Annotated in this window: 14 protein-coding genes; 9 read left to right on the top strand and 5 right to left on the bottom strand. The window is 46.2% G+C overall.

Annotated features, from left to right (window positions below):
* Nucleotides 1-96 precede the first annotated feature (96 nt).
* From CVV54_01340 to CVV54_01320, 5 genes are all read left to right on the top strand, one after another.
* Nucleotides 97-966, top strand: coding sequence for a hypothetical protein (locus CVV54_01340; GenBank protein PKL05486.1), 870 nt, complete (start codon nucleotides 97-99; stop codon nucleotides 964-966).
* Between the two features lie 225 nt (nucleotides 967-1,191).
* On the top strand, nucleotides 1,192-2,193 hold the full coding sequence (locus CVV54_01335; GenBank protein PKL05485.1) for a 3-phosphoglycerate dehydrogenase: 1,002 nt from the start codon (nucleotides 1,192-1,194) through the stop codon (nucleotides 2,191-2,193).
* A gap of 230 nt (nucleotides 2,194-2,423) precedes the next feature.
* Nucleotides 2,424-3,311 carry a hypothetical protein gene (locus CVV54_01330; protein ID PKL05484.1) on the top strand — a complete coding sequence of 296 codons (888 nt, stop codon included), beginning with the start codon at nucleotides 2,424-2,426 and terminating at the stop codon, nucleotides 3,309-3,311.
* Between the two features lie 37 nt (nucleotides 3,312-3,348).
* A complete protein-coding gene (locus CVV54_01325; protein ID PKL05483.1) occupies nucleotides 3,349-4,224 on the top strand; it encodes a hypothetical protein in 876 nt (291 codons plus the stop codon).
* A gap of 478 nt (nucleotides 4,225-4,702) precedes the next feature.
* Nucleotides 4,703-6,994, top strand: coding sequence for a hypothetical protein (locus tag CVV54_01320; GenBank protein ID PKL05482.1), 2,292 nt, complete (start codon nucleotides 4,703-4,705; stop codon nucleotides 6,992-6,994).
* A 255-nt stretch (nucleotides 6,995-7,249) separates the two neighbouring features.
* Here the strand turns inward: CVV54_01320 and CVV54_01315 are convergent, their stop codons facing one another.
* The 4 genes from CVV54_01315 to CVV54_01300 form a co-directional block, all read right to left on the bottom strand.
* Nucleotides 7,250-8,296: a hypothetical protein gene (locus tag CVV54_01315; protein PKL05481.1), complete on the bottom strand. Its 1,047-nt coding sequence runs from the start codon at nucleotides 8,294-8,296 to the stop codon at nucleotides 7,250-7,252.
* A complete protein-coding gene (locus CVV54_01310; GenBank protein ID PKL05480.1) occupies nucleotides 8,293-9,414 on the bottom strand; it encodes a cobalamin-binding protein in 1,122 nt (373 codons plus the stop codon). Before CVV54_01310 ends, CVV54_01315 begins: the two co-directional genes overlap by 4 nt.
* Nucleotides 9,415-9,919: 505 nt before the next feature.
* The gene (locus CVV54_01305; protein PKL05479.1) at nucleotides 9,920-10,483 is read right to left on the bottom strand and encodes a hypothetical protein; all 564 of its coding nucleotides are present in this window, start codon (nucleotides 10,481-10,483) and stop codon (nucleotides 9,920-9,922) included.
* Nucleotides 10,484-10,499: 16 nt separating this feature from the next.
* On the bottom strand, nucleotides 10,500-10,856 hold the full coding sequence (locus tag CVV54_01300; GenBank protein PKL05478.1) for a cupin domain-containing protein: 357 nt from the start codon (nucleotides 10,854-10,856) through the stop codon (nucleotides 10,500-10,502).
* Between the two features lie 198 nt (nucleotides 10,857-11,054).
* On the opposite strand from CVV54_01300, the gene CVV54_01295 reads away from it, so the two are divergent.
* Nucleotides 11,055-11,411 (top strand): hypothetical protein, encoded by a 357-nt coding sequence (locus CVV54_01295; GenBank protein ID PKL05477.1) that lies wholly within the window; start codon nucleotides 11,055-11,057, stop codon nucleotides 11,409-11,411.
* Nucleotides 11,412-11,516: 105 nt separating this feature from the next.
* Nucleotides 11,517-15,728 (top strand): 2-hydroxyglutaryl-CoA dehydratase, encoded by a 4,212-nt coding sequence (locus CVV54_01290; protein ID PKL05476.1) that lies wholly within the window; start codon nucleotides 11,517-11,519, stop codon nucleotides 15,726-15,728.
* Nucleotides 15,729-15,762: 34 nt separating this feature from the next.
* On the opposite strand, the gene CVV54_01285 is transcribed toward CVV54_01290, so the two are convergent.
* The gene (locus tag CVV54_01285; protein PKL05475.1) at nucleotides 15,763-16,596 is read right to left on the bottom strand and encodes a hypothetical protein; all 834 of its coding nucleotides are present in this window, start codon (nucleotides 16,594-16,596) and stop codon (nucleotides 15,763-15,765) included.
* 357 nt (nucleotides 16,597-16,953) lie between these two features.
* Here CVV54_01285 and CVV54_01280 point away from each other — a divergent pair, with 357 nt between their 5' ends.
* A complete protein-coding gene (locus tag CVV54_01280; GenBank protein ID PKL05474.1) occupies nucleotides 16,954-18,288 on the top strand; it encodes an aspartate aminotransferase family protein in 1,335 nt (444 codons plus the stop codon).
* Between the two features lie 78 nt (nucleotides 18,289-18,366).
* Nucleotides 18,367-19,320 (top strand): TRAP transporter substrate-binding protein, encoded by a 954-nt coding sequence (locus tag CVV54_01275; GenBank protein PKL05473.1) that lies wholly within the window; start codon nucleotides 18,367-18,369, stop codon nucleotides 19,318-19,320.
* Nucleotides 19,321-19,341: the final 21 nt, after the last annotated feature.

Here is a 19,341-nt window from a genome sequence, read left to right as displayed (position 1 = left end):
TTAAGTATCCATGCTCTTGCTTTAACCAGATAACAATGTTATATGTTATAGAAGAGTATTTCAGAGAGCTAAAATTGATAAAAGGGGGGAGTCGTAATGTTTAAACGTGCGATTGTCGCATCTGATTTTTCAAGGGAATCGATGGCGTTAGTCAACACTTCGGGAGGCCTGAAAGGATTTGGGACGGCAGAGATATTGCTTCTTCAGTTCTGGGGTACCCTTGATGTCCTCGGAGTAGACAGCTTTTACAAGCCTACTGTCTTCGAAGATTTCGAAAAAAACCTTCAGAAACAGAAAACTACACTTGAGGAACAGGGATTCAAAGTTGAGACCAGAGTGCTGGAAGGTCTTTCAGCATCTCAGGTAAACAAGATCGCGGTGGATGAAAACTACTCACTGATAAGCGTGGGATCTGACAGGTATATTTTTAGCTCGATGGCAAACGAACTCATACACAACGCCCAGAGACCGACCTACATATTCAAGTCTGCTGACGGGAAATCAGCAGGAGAATATGATAAACAAAAACTTTCAGGTGGCGTCGCAGACCATGTCCTTTTTGCGACAGACTTCTCAAAGAACTCTGAGGTTGCGTTCAATTATCTGATAGAGATGATACCTTTGGTAAAAAATAAGATATCACTTATCCACATCCAGGATGAATACAGGATAACGCCTTACCTTGACGATAAAATCGAAGAGTTCAACAGGATAGATTCAGGTAGGCTCGAAGCAATGAAAAAGGTGCTTCTGGATAATGGATGCCCCGATGTTGAGACTGTCCTGAAATATGGCTCACCCTCTTCGGAGATACTGAAAAGCGTAAAGGAACTTTCTGCGCAGCTGGTTATTATGGGAAGCCAGGGCCGGGGTTTCGTAAATGAATTTTTCCTCGGAAGCGTCAGCCACAACATAGCGCGCGAGTCACCTGTTCCTGTACTGCTTATCCCTGTCATAAGACAGTAATTTTTAAAATATTGAAAAATGACCGTAGGGGAGAGCCTGAAGAAAAGGGGCCTTCCCCTTATTTTATATTTGTCCTTAAATGTTCACTGCAAAGTCCAATTGCATAAATATTCCGCAGAGTTGTCCGGGGGCATGTGCATCGAACCTCTTTTTGATGGATAATATACCCGCATTGTCTGAAAAACCGCCGTGTAATTCTACTGCAGTTTTTTCAGATCAATGTAGATGAATGATCCCGGAGGTTTTTATATGTTTGATATCGTTGTTGTTGAGTGTGAAGTCCGTGAACTCCATATGCTCATGAGTGAAGTTGGGAACGTCAGGTTTGGCGATCCTAAATGCAACTACACGGATGAAAAGGAACTTATCGAGTTGATAGGTGATGCTGATGCGGTAGTATGTACAGCCAGAGGCAAGTTCACCAGGAACGTCATTGCTTCCTCGAAAAACCTGAAAATAATCGCAAAGTGCGGCTCTGTTCCGAACAATATAGATGTGGATGCGGCGACAGAGTATGGAGTCGCAGTTACCTACACCCCCGGCGCCAACAAGGTCAGTGTTGCCGAACATGCCCTTACACTGATGATGGCCCTCCTCAAGCTTATGCCGAAGTCGGCGGAGATACAGAAGACCGGCGGATGGAAGAGCGAATCCCTTCAGGCGTCAGAGCTCACCGGAAAGACCGTGGGCATAATAGGTCTCGGAGCTGCCGGCTCAAGCCTTGCAGAAATGCTTAAGCCCTTCAATGTCGACCTTCTCTGCTTTGACCCCTATGCTGACCCGGAGAGGATCGCACAGGCAGGAGCAAGGGCTGTCGATATGGATACCCTTCTTGAGCAGAGCGATGTTGTTTCGCTCCACTGCCAGCTTTGTGATGATACACGCGGGTTCATTGATGGTGAAAAACTCAAAAAGATGAAGGAAAGCGCATTCCTTGTAAACACTGCAAGAGGAGCATTGGTCGACGAGGCCGCCCTTGCGGAAGCTCTGCGTGAAAAGCGGATCGCGGGAGCCGGGATAGATGTTTACAGTGTGGAACCTACATCAAGGGACAACCCCCTCTTTGCACTGGACAACATTATCTGTACGCCTCACCTGGCAGGATGGACCAATGAATGTCTTGCAAGGGAAACCCAGGGTACATCGGACTCCGTAATACAGATTCTTAAAGGGCTTGCTCCAGACAGCCTGCTCAACCCGGAGTATGTAAAAAATATCAAAAAGTAATAATATTTGACAGAAATCAACATTCATACCGGCTCCCCACTCCTCCCATGAGGAATAAGAGGGGCCGGTTTTTTTGATCCCTGTGTAATAATGACGACATTAAATCAATTTAATATATTAGTCAATTTTGTTTAAAACAGGTATAATTACGCTAACAGGGTAAAGAGACATCATTTATGTATTACAAAGAAGGTTAGGCAGGCAAACAACTCCTGAAAGGAGGAATTCAGATGTTTGAAAAATTTATTGTTGCAACAGATATCTCGAAAGACTTTTCAATCTCCATGTCATGTATTGGCGGACTGAAACCTTTTGGAGCAAAGAAATGCCTTTTAGTCCAGTTCAGAGATCTGAACGAAATAATCGATTTTTCCGGTATATACTCCAACGAACTTCTTTACGAGTATGAAAAGACGCTTTCAAGACAAAAGAGAGAGATTGAAAAAGAGGGATTTGAAGTCGAGACCAGGATCCTTCCCGGATTTTCTCCGGCGCAGATAAACAGAATATGTGAGGAAGAGGGTTACTCTCTGACTGTAATAGCGTCAAGGAGATATTCCTCGTCAAGTGAGATATTTTTTGGAAGGATCGCAAACGATCTGACACATTCGGCGCAGTTCCCTGTTCTGCAGATAAGGACGGAAGACCCTGCAGGAGTTACTGAGGAAGATGACTCAGAAAGAAATTTGCTTGATATCAGCAGCCATATCCTCTATCCAACAGATTTCTCCGATAACGCTGACATGGCGTTCAGGTATATAAAGGAGATGGCAGCCGGAAGCGTAGAAAAGATCACACTCCTTCACGTACAGGATAAATCGAGGCTCAGCCCTCATCTGGAGAGCAAGATCGAAGAGTTCAACAGGCTGGATGAGGCAAGGCTGAAAGGTATGAAAGATATGCTTGAGCGGGAAGGCAAGGCCGAAGTGGGAACTGTTGTGAAATATGGATCACCGTCACTTGAAATACTTAGACTTGTCGAAGATCTGGATGTTAAGCTTGTTGTGATGGGCAGCCAGGGCAGGGGTTACGTGAAGGAGTTTTTCCTTGGCAGCGTAAGCCAGAACATAGCCAGGCTCAGCCCTTCTTCAGTGCTTCTGATACCGACCAGACGTTGACCCGGTCAGCTGATTTAACAAAGGGAGGGAGAATGCTGTGTTTAAAAAGTTCATTGTAGCTACTGACCTGTCTGACGACTCGCTTGAGCTCATGGGGTGTGTAGGGAGGCTGAAAGCCTACGATGCGCAAAAATGTCTTCTGATCCAATACAGGACCGTAGACGAAGTCATCGACTACACAAGGGGACAATCAAACCTTCCTCTTCATAAATACGAAGAGGTCTTCAAAGAAAACCAACAAAACCTTATCGAAGAGGGCTTTGAAGTAGAAACAAGGGTGCTTGCAGGGTATCCCGCAACGGAGATCAACAAGATAGCAGTTGCAGAAGATTATTCTCTGATAGTGGTGGGAGCACGGAGGCGGACCTCCTCCGGTGAACTCTATTTCAGTACTCTGGCTAATGACCTTATGCACGCTGTATCGAAGCCGCTGCTTATAATGAGGCCGAGGAGGAACGACGTTGAGGGAATTAGTATTGATGGGTGTGAAGTCGCAAAACATCTGCTATACCCTACGGACTTTTCAAACAATGCCGACATAGCTTTTACAAAGGTACTTGAAATGGCTCCAGGAAGGGTTAAAAAAGTCACGCTCCTCCATGTCCAGGATTCTGCGAAGCTAAGCCCGCACCTTGATGAAAAAGTTGAAGAATTCAACAGGATAGATTCGGCAAGGCTTGAAGGGATGAAGAAACTTCTTCAGGAAAGAGGAGAAATTGAAGTCGATGTCCTTGTTAAATATGGTTCCCCTGCTGTAGAGATAATAAAAACAGTTGAAGAACAGGTCATACAGCTTGTTGTTATGGGCAGCCAGGGCAGGGGATACGTCAAGGAATTTTTCCTTGGAAGCGTAAGCGGAAATGTTGCCAGAAAGGCCCTTTCTTCTGTTCTTCTCATCCCGACAAAACGGTGAGATGTCCTGCAAAGTATCAAATTAATAAATTAAAAATATCAAAAATGACTGCCTCTGTTTGAATGGCGGTCATTTTTATTATTTTATGAAGTAAAATGTATTTATAGAACAATTGTGAGACTGCCGGAAGATTGCCGGCGTGAAACAATAGTGAAGCAATGGTGAAACGGTTGTTTTCAAGACATTGCTAAGCAATTGCTGAGCGGTTGCTAAGCAGTTGCAGGGCGGTCAAATGATCGTCAAACGTTGTCAAACAGCTGTGAGGACCTGAGGATCGACCCCATTCCGTCGTTCCCGAATGCCTTAATTGGGAATCCAGCAGCTTTGGTTTAGGATCCTTAAAAACTAGTAACAGACTTAATTTAAAGTCACTGGATCCCCGATTTAAGCACTCGGGGACGACGGTGATTTTGGGTCTCACGATCATTTGACAATTGTTAAACGATCGCTTGACCGCCCCTAACTATCGAAATGGGAGATGCTGATGATGAATGATAAAAAACTTCTGAAACAGATCAACATATGGTTTTTTATAATTCCATTTTTAGTAATTTCTGTTCTTTTTTCGATCGGGATGTATTCTTCCGTAGAACGCAAGATAAATGAAAACTATGATCGCTTCAAAGAGGATGCCATTGATGCTGCGCGAAATTATTCCTACAGCCTGAAAAAATCAGTGGCAGCAAGCAGGATCATAAATGAACTTCTTGAAGAAAAACTCATAGCAGCAAGTAAAACTGTAATGTTGTATCATGGGCGGTTTTCACAGGCTGGGGTAAAAGCTCTTGCAGCATCCCTGAACGTTGATCAAATATCTGTCCATAACAGAGATGGAGTGATCACGTACTCTAATATTGACAGATATGTTGGCTGGAAAGCCGAGGAAGGACATCCTGTACATAATTTCATAAAGAGCGGTAAAAAGGAAGCAATGGATGAGATAAGGGCAGACACGGTTTCAGGAGAATACTACAAATATGCATATTACAGACTTCCGTCAGGAGAATTCGTCCAGATAGGTATCTCCGCGGGAGATGTCAAAAAATTCTTAGGCAGATTTGAAATAAGCAAATTGCTGGATGAACTCAACGAAGATCCAAACATCGACCAGGTTAGTTTGATCAACAGGGATCAAATAATTGTGGAGAGCTCAAAACATGAATCGAAAGGCACAAAAATTGACATTCCCGAGGCGGCTCTTTCTATCAGCGAAGGAAAAGAGATAAGCTATGTTGACAGATCTGGGAAGGAAGTACTGTACAACTCTTTTATTCCCCTTATTGATAAAGGCGCAGTTGTTGGCGCTCTTTTTGTAAGCTCACAGCAAAAAGAAGCAGCTTATTTTGCGGCAGAAGAACTGAAAAATAGTATTTGGCTGTTGGTAACCGTCTTTATTGCTACCGGCGGGATAATGCTGATGATATACAGAAACGGTCGGAATTATCTCAGGCTTGCTTACTATGACACCAACACCGGGCTTCCCAACCAGGAATCACTCAAGTATTTCCTCGATAATCTTTTGAGACAGAAAAAGTGGAGAGGAGCAATTTTTATGCTCAACTTCAGCCATCTTGCAAATATGGCCCTTCTCTACGGCTATGAATACGCTGACAAAGTTTTCACAGAAATAGCAGAAAAGGTTAAAGAGAATTTTGACGATGACGGGATAACATTCAGGATAGCAAGCGACCGCCTGGTCATATACTCTGAAGATCTCATTACTAATGATTCTTTGGACCGTTCACTTGAGAGGGTTAAGGATCTTTTTAAAAAAAATACCTTTTCTGATCAGAACATTTATATGCCGGTAGAAATTGGCATAGCCAAAATTTCTGAAGAAGAGGAAGATCCGTCACGGATACTCAAAAAAGCCCTTATTGCGATCAGCCGGGCGAAAGAAGACGGAAGCGTAAGTTACCAGTATTTCAACGCGGAGATGGAAGCAGTTATCGAAAGAGAAAGCCTTATCGAAAAAGAGATCATCCGTGCAATTAACGATGAAAATGATGGCAAAGAGGGGAGTATCTATGTTCTCTTCCAGCCGCAGGTCGAAGCGGGCACAGGAAAAGTAACGGGTTTTGAAACGCTTGCAAGAATGAAGTCAGATACGCTGGGAAACGTATCCCCGGTTGAATTTATAGAAGTAGCGGAGAGAAAAAGACTGATAACACCTTTGACAAAGCTGATCGTGAAAAAAACCTCATTATTTGTAAAGATGATGAAGGAGAGATCCTGCCGTGGAGTTCGTGTTGCTGTCAACATCTCTGGAGCAGACCTGATGCGATCAGATTTTGTCGAGGACATGAAAGTCCTGATAGAGGTCTGTGGCATCGAAAAAAGCGACCTTGAGTTCGAGATTACAGAATCTCTTTTCATGGATGACTTTATAATGGCGAACGAAAAACTGGGTATGCTTAAGAGCATGGGGATAAATATTTCTGTGGACGATTTCGGGACAGGATACTCATCCCTTTCCAGACTTCGCGATCTTAATGTCGATATAGTCAAGATCGACAAACAGTTTATCGACAAAATCCTTGTCGATAAAAGAGAAGAACTCATAATACCCGACATCATATCAATGGCACATAAACTTGGACTCAAAGTTATAGCTGAAGGGGTGGAGGTCGAGGCCCAGAGGGATTATCTTGTGGGTGCTGATTGTGATACCATCCAGGGCTACTTCTTCAGCAGACCTCTCGCCCCCGAACATGCTATGGCTTTTCAACCCAAGGAGAATTTGCCGGAAGCCCCATCCGGCGGTGAATAGGACCAAAATTCATTGATGATCTGCCACCTCTTTGTCGTTCCGATACGCTATTTAACCGGAATCCATCGACTTGGAATTTAAGACCTACAAATATAGTCATAGCCAGAATCTAGAGACACTGTCGTCACTGATATAAGCATTCGGGGACGACAGTTCATAAGGGCTTCATTCACCGCCTGACTAAGTCAGGCAATTCTCCAGCGATAAATGTCGCGAATTCCCCGCAGCGTTGACACTGCAAATCCCCAGAGTAGATCAGATCCGACCCAGAGCCTGATTTTTTTCTTCTTTTGTTTTTTCGTAGTCTTCCAGATCGAAAACAGCATATTGGTTTTTGCCCGACCTTTTAGCAATGTACATAGCGAAGTCGGCATATTCTATGAGATCGTAAATGTCAGTAGTGTCTTCGCCGTAGCATGCCATGCCGGCGCTTACTGACAGAGGTATGTCGCCGCCTTCTGTCTTGATAGGCCCAAAAAGTATGTGGCTTCTGATGAGTTCCCACATATGTGCCATCTCATCTTTTACGTCCCCTGTTATCCGGTGAGCGAAGAAGCCGAATTCGTCACCAGATATCCTCATTTTGACAGAGCCCTCTATGGGTATCGCCTGAAGCCTGTTTGCAAATTCGATCAGGTACATATCACCTATCTGATGTCCGTGTGTGTCGTTGACTTTTTTGAAATCGTCGATGTCGATGAAGACGAAGATGCCCCTCTCATTTGGGGCCGATGCTATCGTATGCTCGATCTCGGCACGGTACTGGTAACGGCTTACAAGACCCGTAAGTGCATCCTTGACCAGCCTGTTGTTTAGCTCCTTGTTAAGTACCTGGAGCTTTGCCCGTTCCCTTTGCAGGACCCTCTCCGTGTTTACAAGCCTGTTGTTTAGCATCTGGATCTGCTCGAAGTTCATCTGGACCATGTCCTTGTCGAGCATCTGTATCTCCCCTGAGCTGATGTTGAAGGCAGAGACAAGGTCGCGGAGAAGTCTTTTCATTGTTGTATTTTCGCTGATCTGCAGGAACGAATCATCATCGATCCCGAATACTATCTTTCTCTTGCCGACGGCCGATATGTGGAGCCTGATGGGCAATCCCTTGTCTTTCAGTGTGAAGATCGGGAGGTCTTCTATATTCGTCCCACGGATCCCTGTAAGAATGTCATTGAACCTCTCCTTTTCAGCATCATTGAATATTCCTGATAGAGGCACATTGAGCCTTGAAATGAGATAGGGAGGTTCGCTCAGCCTGATCTCATTGATGATCCCGTCAGTATCTGTATATACCAGTAAGCTGATCAAATCCTTTTTCCTGCTGCCTTTTCCGCAATTGCCCTTTGAGCCCACTCAAGAAGCTGTTGGGCATCCTCTGCATATACGTCTACATTCCACTTTTCCCATATTTTTTCGGTAGATTTGAAAGCCATCCCGCCGACTGCGATCATAACCTTCGGGTAGAGCTCCCTGATGGAATCGACTATTTCTTTGCAGAGCACAAGATGGGGAGGCATGGTCACAGAGAGTGCGATCAGGTCTGGCCTGTTTTCTTCTATTGAGTTAAGTATATTCCCCATGGGAACAGCAGCGCCAAGATATATCGTGTCCCAGCCGTGGTATTCGAAGAGGTCGGATATCATCCTTACGCCCATCTCGTGGAGTTCGCTCCCCACAGCAGAAGAGAGAAGAAGATATCCGTTCTTTTCTGTTTTCGAATATATTAAAGGATAGAATTGCGACATGGCTGTCTGTGTTGCTGAGGTTATATAGTGTTCCTTGTCCACGGATATCTTGTTTTTGTGCCATAGTTCGCCTACGTCGTGCATTGCGCTTTCAAGTATCTTGTATATTTCTTCAAGCTTTGCGCCCGATTTCAGAGTATCGCTGATATAGTCCATCGCTTTCTTTGTGTCGTTGTCCAGCAGTGTTTCCAAGTATTTCTTTTTTATCTCGAAGTGTTCAGTCATGCTAAAGTCTTCGGACTCCGAATACTCATCGCAGTCCCTGACAGTGGCCTCTATAGCAAGGTCGATGAACCCTGCGGCCTTTTCCCTTTCATAAAAAAAAGGGTCTTCCAGCACAGCCGACTTCATAACGGAGAAGTGTCCGGTCATCTGATCACGGATCCTCTCCCTGCTGAGGCCTTTCATCAGATGGCAGAGTAGCCTGTAAAGCCAGACCGAGTACTCAGTGAATATCTTTTCATCCCCTAGTCTTACCGCGGCATCAAGGTATCCCAGATTGTAGAGGATGTCGTTGTACATCATTCTCTTCTGCCTGTTGTCGTACTCGTCTGCAAGCTTCGGATCTGCTTCAAAATGCCTCTCATATATTTTTTTTGAAAGGCTGATAATTTTCTCAGGAAGATCCTGGAATATTAGGGACATCTTTTTCACCATCTTTCGTGAAATCGAGATATTCATGTAAAGCCGGTCATGAAGATGACGCTGATCAGTTGTAAAAACTGGCAAGCATCGGCGAGCAGTCGTATGGTACAGCTGAGATATTCATACCGCTGGAATTTATTGCAAATCAATTGGTAATCAATGGTAAATCGATTGTTGGGACCTAAAACCATTTCTCCGTCTCCCCTGTATGGTGTTGTCGGGAGAACACCGTTTTCCGTCAGGAAAACTTTTTAAATTGACCTTGGTGCTCGAACCATTTCGAATGCGCTTTGAGATGCCGGGGCCCAGTGGCTCTAAATCCAGGTTATTACTTGCTTTTTAGAACCAAAATAAAAGCCGCTGGATTCCCGATTTAAGCATTCGGGAACGACGAAGAGGGGCCAGATCTTCAATGAATTATGGACCAATTCACCGCTGAAGGATTCATTCAGCGAATTCTCCGCAGCCTAAAGGCTGTAAATTCACCGCGAGTGTTTTTCTCGCAAATTCTCCGTGGCTTGAAAAGCCACAGCCATTAAACTCACTGTGGCTTTACAGCCACAGTCCTTTTATAAACAACAGGGGTATCATAACCTGCGAATCTTTTGCCGTCTGCTTCCAGTAGCTCCTTGACCTCGAACCCCTTTTCGGAGACCCTCAGGCTGAAACGGAATACCTTTCCGGGTCCAAAGCTGCTGACATTCTCTCCGTAGTATTCATCATTGTTTTTTTCAAGGATCAGCGGCTCAAACCTTGGAGAGACCCTAAGATCCCTGAAATCCAACCTGATCGAATCGTTGCTTCCGGTGAAATTTTCTGTCCTGATAGCTTCCGGCAGATCATACGAGGTGAGCCTGACAGTCTTTTCATCGACATCTTCATAGAGGAATAGGTAATGTTTATCGATGATCCGGTCGCCCATTTCGAAGTAGCTTTCTTCGATGACAAAGCCGCACTTAAGCTCTTCCGGAGTGTTTGAGATCAAATGTCCGCATGGGGTGATGACGTGTTTAGCAGCCGGGTGGACTCTCATGCCTTCCTCCTCTTCATTCCTGATCTGTTCCTCGTTGGTGAAGGCTCCTGAGAGCATCCTGATTATTTTCATCTGAGATGGTCACCTCTCACTTATTTTGAGTTATTGGGAGCGGGAAAACCACCACTAGGAACATTTTGAATTTTTCAAGTGCGAAAACAGCATGCGGTTTGCCTGCGGGCATAAGAACGCTCTCTCCCTTGTGCAGCACGAATGGCTTTCCGTCTATTGTTACCCTGCCCTCTCCGTCAAGGGCTGTAATCATTGCGTCTCCGTGGGATGAATGTGAGCTTATTTCCTCTCCCTTGTCAAAAGCGAATATCGTAAGGCTCTGGGCATCGTTTTGTGAAATAGTCCTGCTGACTACCTGACCGGGGAGGTATTCCACCTGATCTGCAAGTGTAAAAATTTCTTCCACAGGTATGTTTTTGATGTATCTGACCATTTATCTCACTCCTTGTGATTGTTTGATCATTACATGCTATTTGGGTGAATAACTTTACCTTTACATAATTATATCTTTATATCAGCTTTAATCACATGTCTTATTTTACTGACTGAAAATTAGGTATGGAATTTATTTCAGAGATGTGATAATCTTCGCAAACGGAGATGGTATTGTTTGTATAGATTCAGTAATATTATGAAAAAGTACGCATATATCCTTCTGACGTCTCTGATCATTTTCCAGACGGCTGTTGTTGTTTTGTCCGGACACAATATCCGGTACAGCCTTGGTCCGAGCTCCGCAAAGATTATGATGAACAGTATCGAAACATCTTCTGCCGCAGTAAACCCGACACACAGACAGACACTTTCCAGGCTTTACAGGTCGCTGAATTCACTTTTAAACGCTAATCAGTCCTTTTATACATTAAAAAAAGATCTGTTAGATTATTCCTCATTTCGTTCCTTACCCAACATTCTTGATAAAGGCAACCTTACAGCGGAAAGGGAACACCTTTTCCTGCCTGTTTTGGATCTTGTTCTTCTGATTTAGACCGACTTCTCCTTTTTAAACTTTCAAAACTTCAGATAAGTTTCAAACGTCAGGGCTGTCTTGCACAGCTCTTGTTCTGACAGGAAAGTTAGGGGGAAGCAACTGATGCCGCATTTGCACATGGGGCTCGATATAGGTTCAACTACGGCAAAAGCTGTACTATTGGACGAAAGAGACAGACTCGTCCACAGCAGGTACTGTCGGCATTTTTCAGATGTCCGGACAACCGTCTGTGAAATTTTTAACGAAATAAGGCATGGTTTTAAAAATTCAAGGATAACACTGGAGATAGCTGGTTCCGGAGGCATGGGGATCGCGGAGGAGATGAGACTTCCTTTTACTCAGGAACTTATTGCCTGTTCTGCATCAGTGAACAGGTTTATCCCTCAGGCTAATGTCTGCATAGAGCTTGGCGGAGAAGATGCCAAACTTACATACTTTGACGAAAGCGGAGCCGACCAGAGGATGAACGAAACCTGTGCAGGCGGAACAGGCGCTTTTCTTGACCACATGGCCCTCCTTATGGGAACGGACCCCGCCGGGCTGAACGAGCTTGCGGCGAGATCCAGGATGGTCTACCCGATTGCGTCGCGCTGCGGTGTCTTTGCAAAGACCGATGTCCAGTCCCTGATGAAAGAGGGGGCGGAAAGAGCCGACATCGCAGCCTCGATATTCCAGGCTGTTGTAAATCAGACTATAAGCGGCCTTGCCTGCGGAAGAAGGATCGTAGGGAATGTTGCATTCCTTGGAGGCCCTCTCTATTTTCTCCCGGAACTGAGAAAAAGGTTTTCAGAAACGCTGAGGTTATTGCCGATCCAGTCCATATCACCAGAAAACTCTCACCTCTTTGTTGCCCTTGGCGCTGCATTGCTTGGAAAAAAGAATGATGAAGTTACGGTCTCCGAACTGGACCGCAGGTCTGTGACCTATTTCTCTCCATTGAAAATGGCTTGCGGTTCTGACCTCCCGCCGCTCTTTTCCGGCCTCGAGGACAAAATTGAATTTGAGAAGCGGCACAGCAATGCCTCTGCCGAAAGAAGGCCGATCGGATCGGCTTCAGGACCTGCCTATCTTGGCATAGACGTGGGATCTACTACGACTAAGGCCGTGCTTACAGACGGTGATGGAAATTTGCTTTTCTCCGATTACAGGATGCGTGGCGGAAGTGAGCCGATAAATACGGTCAGGGAGATCATTCTTGATCTCTATTCTCTGATGCCGGAGGGGCTTTTCATAAAGAACAGCTGTGTGACAGGCTACGGGGAAAAACTGATCCAGTCGGCATTCGGGATAGATATCGGAGAGATAGAGACTGTTGCCCATACACGGGCGGCAAAGCAAATCGACCCGGATGTGGATTTTATAATTGACATCGGCGGACAGGATATGAAATGCCTGAAGATAGAGAAGGGAAGCATCAGGCAGATATTTCTGAATGAAGCCTGTTCTTCCGGATGCGGCTCATTCCTCCAGAATTTTGCCGAATCTCTGGGTATGGGAATGGATGAGTTCGTGGCGAGTGCGGAAAGATCCCGCTCTCCGGTAGATCTCGGCTCAAGATGCACGGTCTTCATGAACTCAAGGGTGAGGCAGGCGCAAAAAGAGGGAGCAGCGATAGAGGATATTTCAGCAGGCCTCGTCTATTCAGTTGTACGCAATGCCCTCTATAAAGTGTTGAAGATCAGAAAGATGGAGGATATCGGCGAACATATAGTGGTGCAGGGCGGAACATTTAAGAACAATGCCCTTTTGAGGGCTTTCGAGAAAATTACCGGGCGCAATGTGCTGAGGCCCGATATATCAGAGTTCATGGGTGCATACGGGGCTGCGCTTGTATCAACAGACCGTGAAAGCGGCGCGAAAAGCTCGATAATTTCAAGAGAGGCCCTTCTATCCTTCGATTCGAAGTCGGAGACAAGGCGCTGCTCAGGCTGCGGGAACAATTGTCTTCTGACCGTGACCACCTTCAGCGGAGAGCGCAGTCATGTAACTGGCAACATGTGCTCGAAAGGGGAGAACGCAGGACAGGCAAGGCCTGATCTTCCTCCTAATCTTTACAGCGAAAAGTATAAACGGCTCTTTGATTATTATGTGCCGATAGAGGAAGGGCATGCTCCAAGGGGTACCGTCAGCATCCCAAGGGTACTTAACATGTATGAGAATTACCCTTTCTGGTTCACCCTTTTTACCAATCTGGGCTTCAGGGTAGAACTCTCTTCCGAGCGCCCTGACGGGTCGCTTGCGATTGACACTATTCCATCCCAGACACTTTGTTTTCCTGCCAAGCTGGTCCACCGCCACCTGCAGGAACTGATAGACAGGGGAGCTGAAATTATTTTTTACCCGGGTATACAGCAGGAAAAAAAGGAGTACAGGGACGCAGACGACTCCTTCAACTGCCCCGTGGTGGCAGGCTATCCCGATGTCGCCGGACTAAATGTCGACGGGTTAAGCTCAGGTAAAGTAAGCTATATCCACAGCTTCTTTCCGATAGATTCACCGGGGAAAATGGCCGGGCACATAGTAAAAGAGTTCAGGTGTCAAGGCGTGACTCATGATGAAGCAGCGAAGGCTCTCAAAAAAGCATATAAGGCGCAGGAGGAATTTAAAAAAGATATCGGGGCGATGGGTGAGAGGGCTGTCAGATACGTTAAGGAGAAGGGGATTGTAGGTATAGTCCTCGCCGGCCACCCCTATCACCTGGACCCCGAAGTAAATCACGGCATACCCGAACTTATCAACGGGTACAACGTCGCAGTCCTTACAGAGGACTCAGTCGCCGGGAGATCGATCGGCGCGGAAGCGGGCAAAGGGCTGAAAGTAATCGATCAGTGGGTGTACCATTCGCGGCTTTATAGGACTGCATATGTGGTGGCAAACGATCCTGATTTCAGCAGGATCGAAATGGTCCAGCTGAACTCATTTGGCTGCGGACTGGATGCAATAAGCGCAGACCAGGCTGCGAAGATCCTTGAAAATGAGGGACGACTCCACACTCTCCTCAAGATAGATGAAAGCAAAAATAACGGGTCAGTTAGGATAAGGATACGCTCACTTCTTGCTGCGGTAAAAGCAAAAGATGATGTCAGTGAAGAGGCTGATAAAGTTGTAGTTCCAAACACAACTCATGTCAGATGTCCTTCCGGAAAGAGGACGATACTTTGTCCGCCGCTTTCGCAGTATCATTTCCAGTTCCTTGAATCCATAATGAGAGCGGAGGGGCATGATTTCAGGGTCCTGGCCGAGGGCGGCAGGGAATCGGTAGAACTGGGGCTGAATTATGTCAACAACGATGCATGTTACCCCGCGATGATAGTGGTAGGGCAATTTCTGAATGCGCTCAAGAGCGGACAATATGATCCCCAAAAGACTGATTGTTTCTATGCGCAGACAGGCGGTTCCTGCAGGGCGAGCAATTATGTTCCGCTTTTGAGGAGGGCGCTTGACGATGCAGGATTTGAAGAGGTAAGGGTGCTGGCAGTCAACTCACAGGGCAAAAATTCAGTAAGCTTCCATTTGCCCACGAGGGTGATATTTCGGACCGCGAAAGCAATGGTCTACGGTGACCTGCTTATGAGGCTCCTGTTGAGGACCAGACCATATGAACTGAGGCCCGGAGAAGCAACGAAAGTCTACAATGCATGGTCATCCAAATATAAACATGCGATCGCAAATGGCCGCGGACCGGGCTTCAGTTCGATTGTGAGTGAGACTGTGTCCGATTTTAACGGGATCCAGGTAAGTGAAATAGAAAAGCCAAAGGTCGGAATAGTTGGTGAGATACTGGTCAAATACCACTCAGGCGCGAACGAGCGTCTTGTTGATCTTATAGAGTCAAGCGGGGGAGAGGCTGTTCTGACTGACATGGCTTCATTCCTGCTTTACTGTCTTTTTGATCCGGTCTACAGGTACAGGTCTCTCTCCGGAAGTTTTTGTTCCGCTGTAAAGGGAAGAGCTGCCATCGCAGCGATTGAGATCATCCGGAGGCCTGTCAGGGACGCTCTAAGGGGGACAAGGTTCGGATGCCTCCACGACATATACGCAATGGCCGATACTGCTTCATCTGTTGTTTCCTGTGCGAACCAGGCAGGCGAAGGATGGCTTCTGACTGCTGAAATGATCTCGTTGATAGAGAGCGGTGTCAAAAAAATTATATGTGTCCAGCCTTTTGCATGCCTTCCAAACCACATTACGGGAAAGGGCGTGATAAAAGAACTGAGGCGACGCTACAGCGGGACTAGTCTCCTTGCCCTGGACTACGACTCAGGAACAAGCTCCGTAAACCAGATGAACAGGATCCGGCTGCTGATGTCCTGAGAAGATGCTTTGAGGCAATCCTGTACAGAGGCCCCTAGCAGTAGACCGAGCTGTCTGCCCAGTTGCTCTCCAGCTCTTCAAGCCTCTTGAGCGCCTTCGGCCCAAGCTGCTCAGCAACCTGTATGAGCAGGGTGTTGATGAGCCCTATCGGTATGAGAAGCGAGTCTATGTGCGCGATGTGGGCACACGGAGATACGATGCACAGATCGGCTGCCTTGGCGAGTGGGCTGAACGGGGAGTCTGTTATAGCCGCGGTAAGGAATTTCCTCTTTTTCGCCAGGGCAATGCATTCAACGGTCTGCCTTGTATAACGCGGATAGCTTATGCCTATGACAATGCTGTTTTGGGGAGCCGCCACAAGGTGGTTCCCTATTGTATCTGTGGTGGGGAGAAATACATTTGAAAAAAACCAGGAGAGATAATATTCCATATATACTGCCAGTGATCTGGTGCTTCTGAGTCCGATTATATAGATGGCGTCCGAAGCGCATATTTTTTCGGCAAGGGTTATTATGGATCCGTCATCTACAGTTGAGAGGGATTCCCGTGCCTGTTCAAGGTCGCTGTTGATGATCCTGGCTATCAATCCCCCTGTTTGAGGCTGAAGTTTGTGTGTCTGAAGACGGCCAAGGGTCGAAAGCTGATCTTTGGCCTCTTCCTGCAGTGACTTAATGAAATCGGGAAAACTTGAAAACCCCAGATTTGATGCCATCCGTATAACTGAAGCTTCGCTTGATCCCGCGTTTTTACCAAGCTGGAGCGCAGTTAAAAAAATCGATTCCAGTTTGTTCTTTAACATATATTCTGCGATCTTCCTCTGAGCAGGCGAAAGACTGCCCAGGTTATTCTCAACGTTTCTCCAGCCCATGATCGTTCCCCCCAAAGTTTTGAAGATTATACATTATAAACTGTCATAATTCCGGTCCGAAAATATAACATCCTAACTTTATCACAAAAAATGCCGAATTTGATGCTGTTGATGTGCAGATTTAGCAAAAAATATAAAATTGATTAATGGTTGACAAAAAAAATGTTATAAGGTATAAAAAATTGAAGGAAATCCTTCATATGCAAAAACGTTATCGCAGGTGAATACTGTGAGAAATTAAAGTGATTGCAATCATTATTCATTTTTTACCCGATATTTTTTCATTGGCTTACCTTGTCTATTTAAAAGCATTATGATTTATTTCCTTCAATTTTATGGCAGGAGGTAGAACGCAGGATGTTACAGCACGCATTTCCTCGAAGTTTCAAAACAAACTACATCGAAGCGGATCATGGAGAGGGTATCTATATATATGATACCGAAGGCAAAAAGTATCTTGACGGATGCTGCGGAGCTCTGATCTCAAACCTTGGTCACTGCAATAAGGAAGTCATTGATGCAGTTAAAGCGCAGTATGGGAAGATCGAATTTGCCCATCCTTCACGCTGGCGCTGTTCAATAGTTGAAGAGGCGGCATCTGCTGTTGCAGAAACAGCTCCCGGTGACCTGGACCAGGTCTGGTTTGTAAGCGGCGGCAGCGAAGCGATAGAGTCCGCAGTCAAATTGGCGAGACAGTACTTTGTTGAAAGGGACGGACCTGCCACAAGCAAACATCTGACGATCGGCCGCTGGAATTCTTACCATGGCAGCACGATCGGTACTATGGCCATAGCCGGATCCATGGCGCGCCGCAGGGTATTTTCGCCGCTGTTCAGGGAATCTCCCAAAATAGCTGCCGCATATTGTTACCGCTGTGAGTTCGGGGCTGAATATCCCTCATGCGGAATGATGTGTGCAAAGCATCTTGAAAAAATGATAAAGATAATAGGTCCCCAGTATGTTTCGTCCTTCATAGCGGAGCCTCTTGTGGGTTCAACAGTCGGTGCGATCACGCCGCCGGATGAATATTGGCCCATGATAAGAGATATCTGCACCAAATATGACGTTCTTCTTATTTCTGATGAAGTAATGACAGGGTGCGGAAGGACAGGAAAGAATTTTGCAGTCGATCACTGGAATGTGGTGCCTGACATCATCGCGACTGCGAAGGGGCTTGCCGCGGGTTATGTGCCTACAGGCGGGATAATCGCAAGAAACGGTCTTGTTGAAGAGATAAAAAACGGAAGCGGATCTTTTATGCATGGCCACACCTATAACGGAAACCCGATAAGCGCTGCCGCTGTATGTGCAGTTTTCAAGTACATGAAGGAACACAAGCTGGTCGAGAACGCTGCCGCAATGGGGGAGATACTTGGGGCAGGAGTAAAAAAGATAGCAGCAGGAAACCCGATAGTGGGCGATGTACGCGGCAAAGGCCTTATGTGGGGATTCGAACTGGTGAAGGACAAAGCTGCCAGAGAGCCCTTTGAAAAAACCGGAGCAGCAAATGTTGCCACGAAGGAATGCGTGGACAGGGGACTGATCATTTATCCCGGTTCAGGTCAGGTGGACGGACTTTTGGGAGACAATTTCATTGTCGCTCCTCCTCTTATCATCAACGAGCAACAGGTGGGCGAACTGCTTGAAAAACTTGCAGCAGGCCTCGATGCCGCAGCGAAAAAGTTAGTATGATAATTGGGCTTCACTGTCACAAAGACAGGTAATTCATAACATATCGTCAAAACTATTTTCTAAGGAGGTACAAGTTTCATGAAGAAGAGGAATATTATCGCACTCGGAATTATCACAGTTATGCTTTTTGCAGGGATCGCGTCTGCAATGACCTTCATCACGATCGGATCAGGCGGAGTCGGAGGAACATACTACCCGTTGGGCGGAGTCATGGCTGAACTGCTGACCAAGGGCGGCATGGACATCAAGGCAACATCGCGCTCTACAGCGGCATCCAAAGAGAATTGCCGTCTTGTAGCATCAAATAAGGCCCAGATAGGTATGACCATGGGTTCTACTCTCTATCAGGCCTACACGGGAACTGAGGCTTTCCAGCAGGACGGAAAACTCCCGCTCCTCACCCTAATGAACATGTATGCAGCTCCCCAGCACCTTGTAACGACAACAAAAACAGGCATTAAGACATTCGCTGACCTTAAGGGCAAGAAAATATCGCTCGGCGCCCCTGGCGGCGGAGACCAGCTTCTTTCCCTGATGATCCTTGAGGCCGCAGGCTGGGACCCTGAAAAGGATATCAACAAGCAGCAGCTTACTCAGCCCGAAGCAGTAACAGCCCTTAAGGACGGGAATATCGACGCAGCTTTCTTCAATTTTGCAGCTCCCGGATCAGCGATCATGGAGATCGCGGCTGTTCGTGACGTAGTCATGATATCTCTTCCCGATGACGTTATCGATAAGGTTACCAAGAAGCACCAGTTCCTCCTGAAATACACCATCGAAAAGGGAACCTACACAAAACAGGATCAGCCCTGTAAGACTGTGGCTGACGCCAACTTCCTCGTAGTTAACGGAAAAATGACAGAAAAAGTTGCATACGACTGTCTGAAGACTTTCATTGACAAAAAAGATGAACTTATGAAAGTAACTCCGCATGCGGTCAACTTTGTTCCTCAGAAGGCATCCGTAGGTATCATTCCTTTCCACCCGGGAGCGATCAAGTACTTCAAGGAGCAGGGAATAACAGTTAAGTAGGATACCCCGGCTTATAGTTGG

This window comes from Synergistetes bacterium HGW-Synergistetes-1, assembly GCA_002839185.1.
GTDB lineage: Bacteria > Synergistota > Synergistia > Synergistales > Synergistaceae > Caenicola.
The sequence above is the reverse complement of the archived record's forward strand: the minus strand, read 5'-3'. Positions and strand labels throughout refer to the sequence as shown.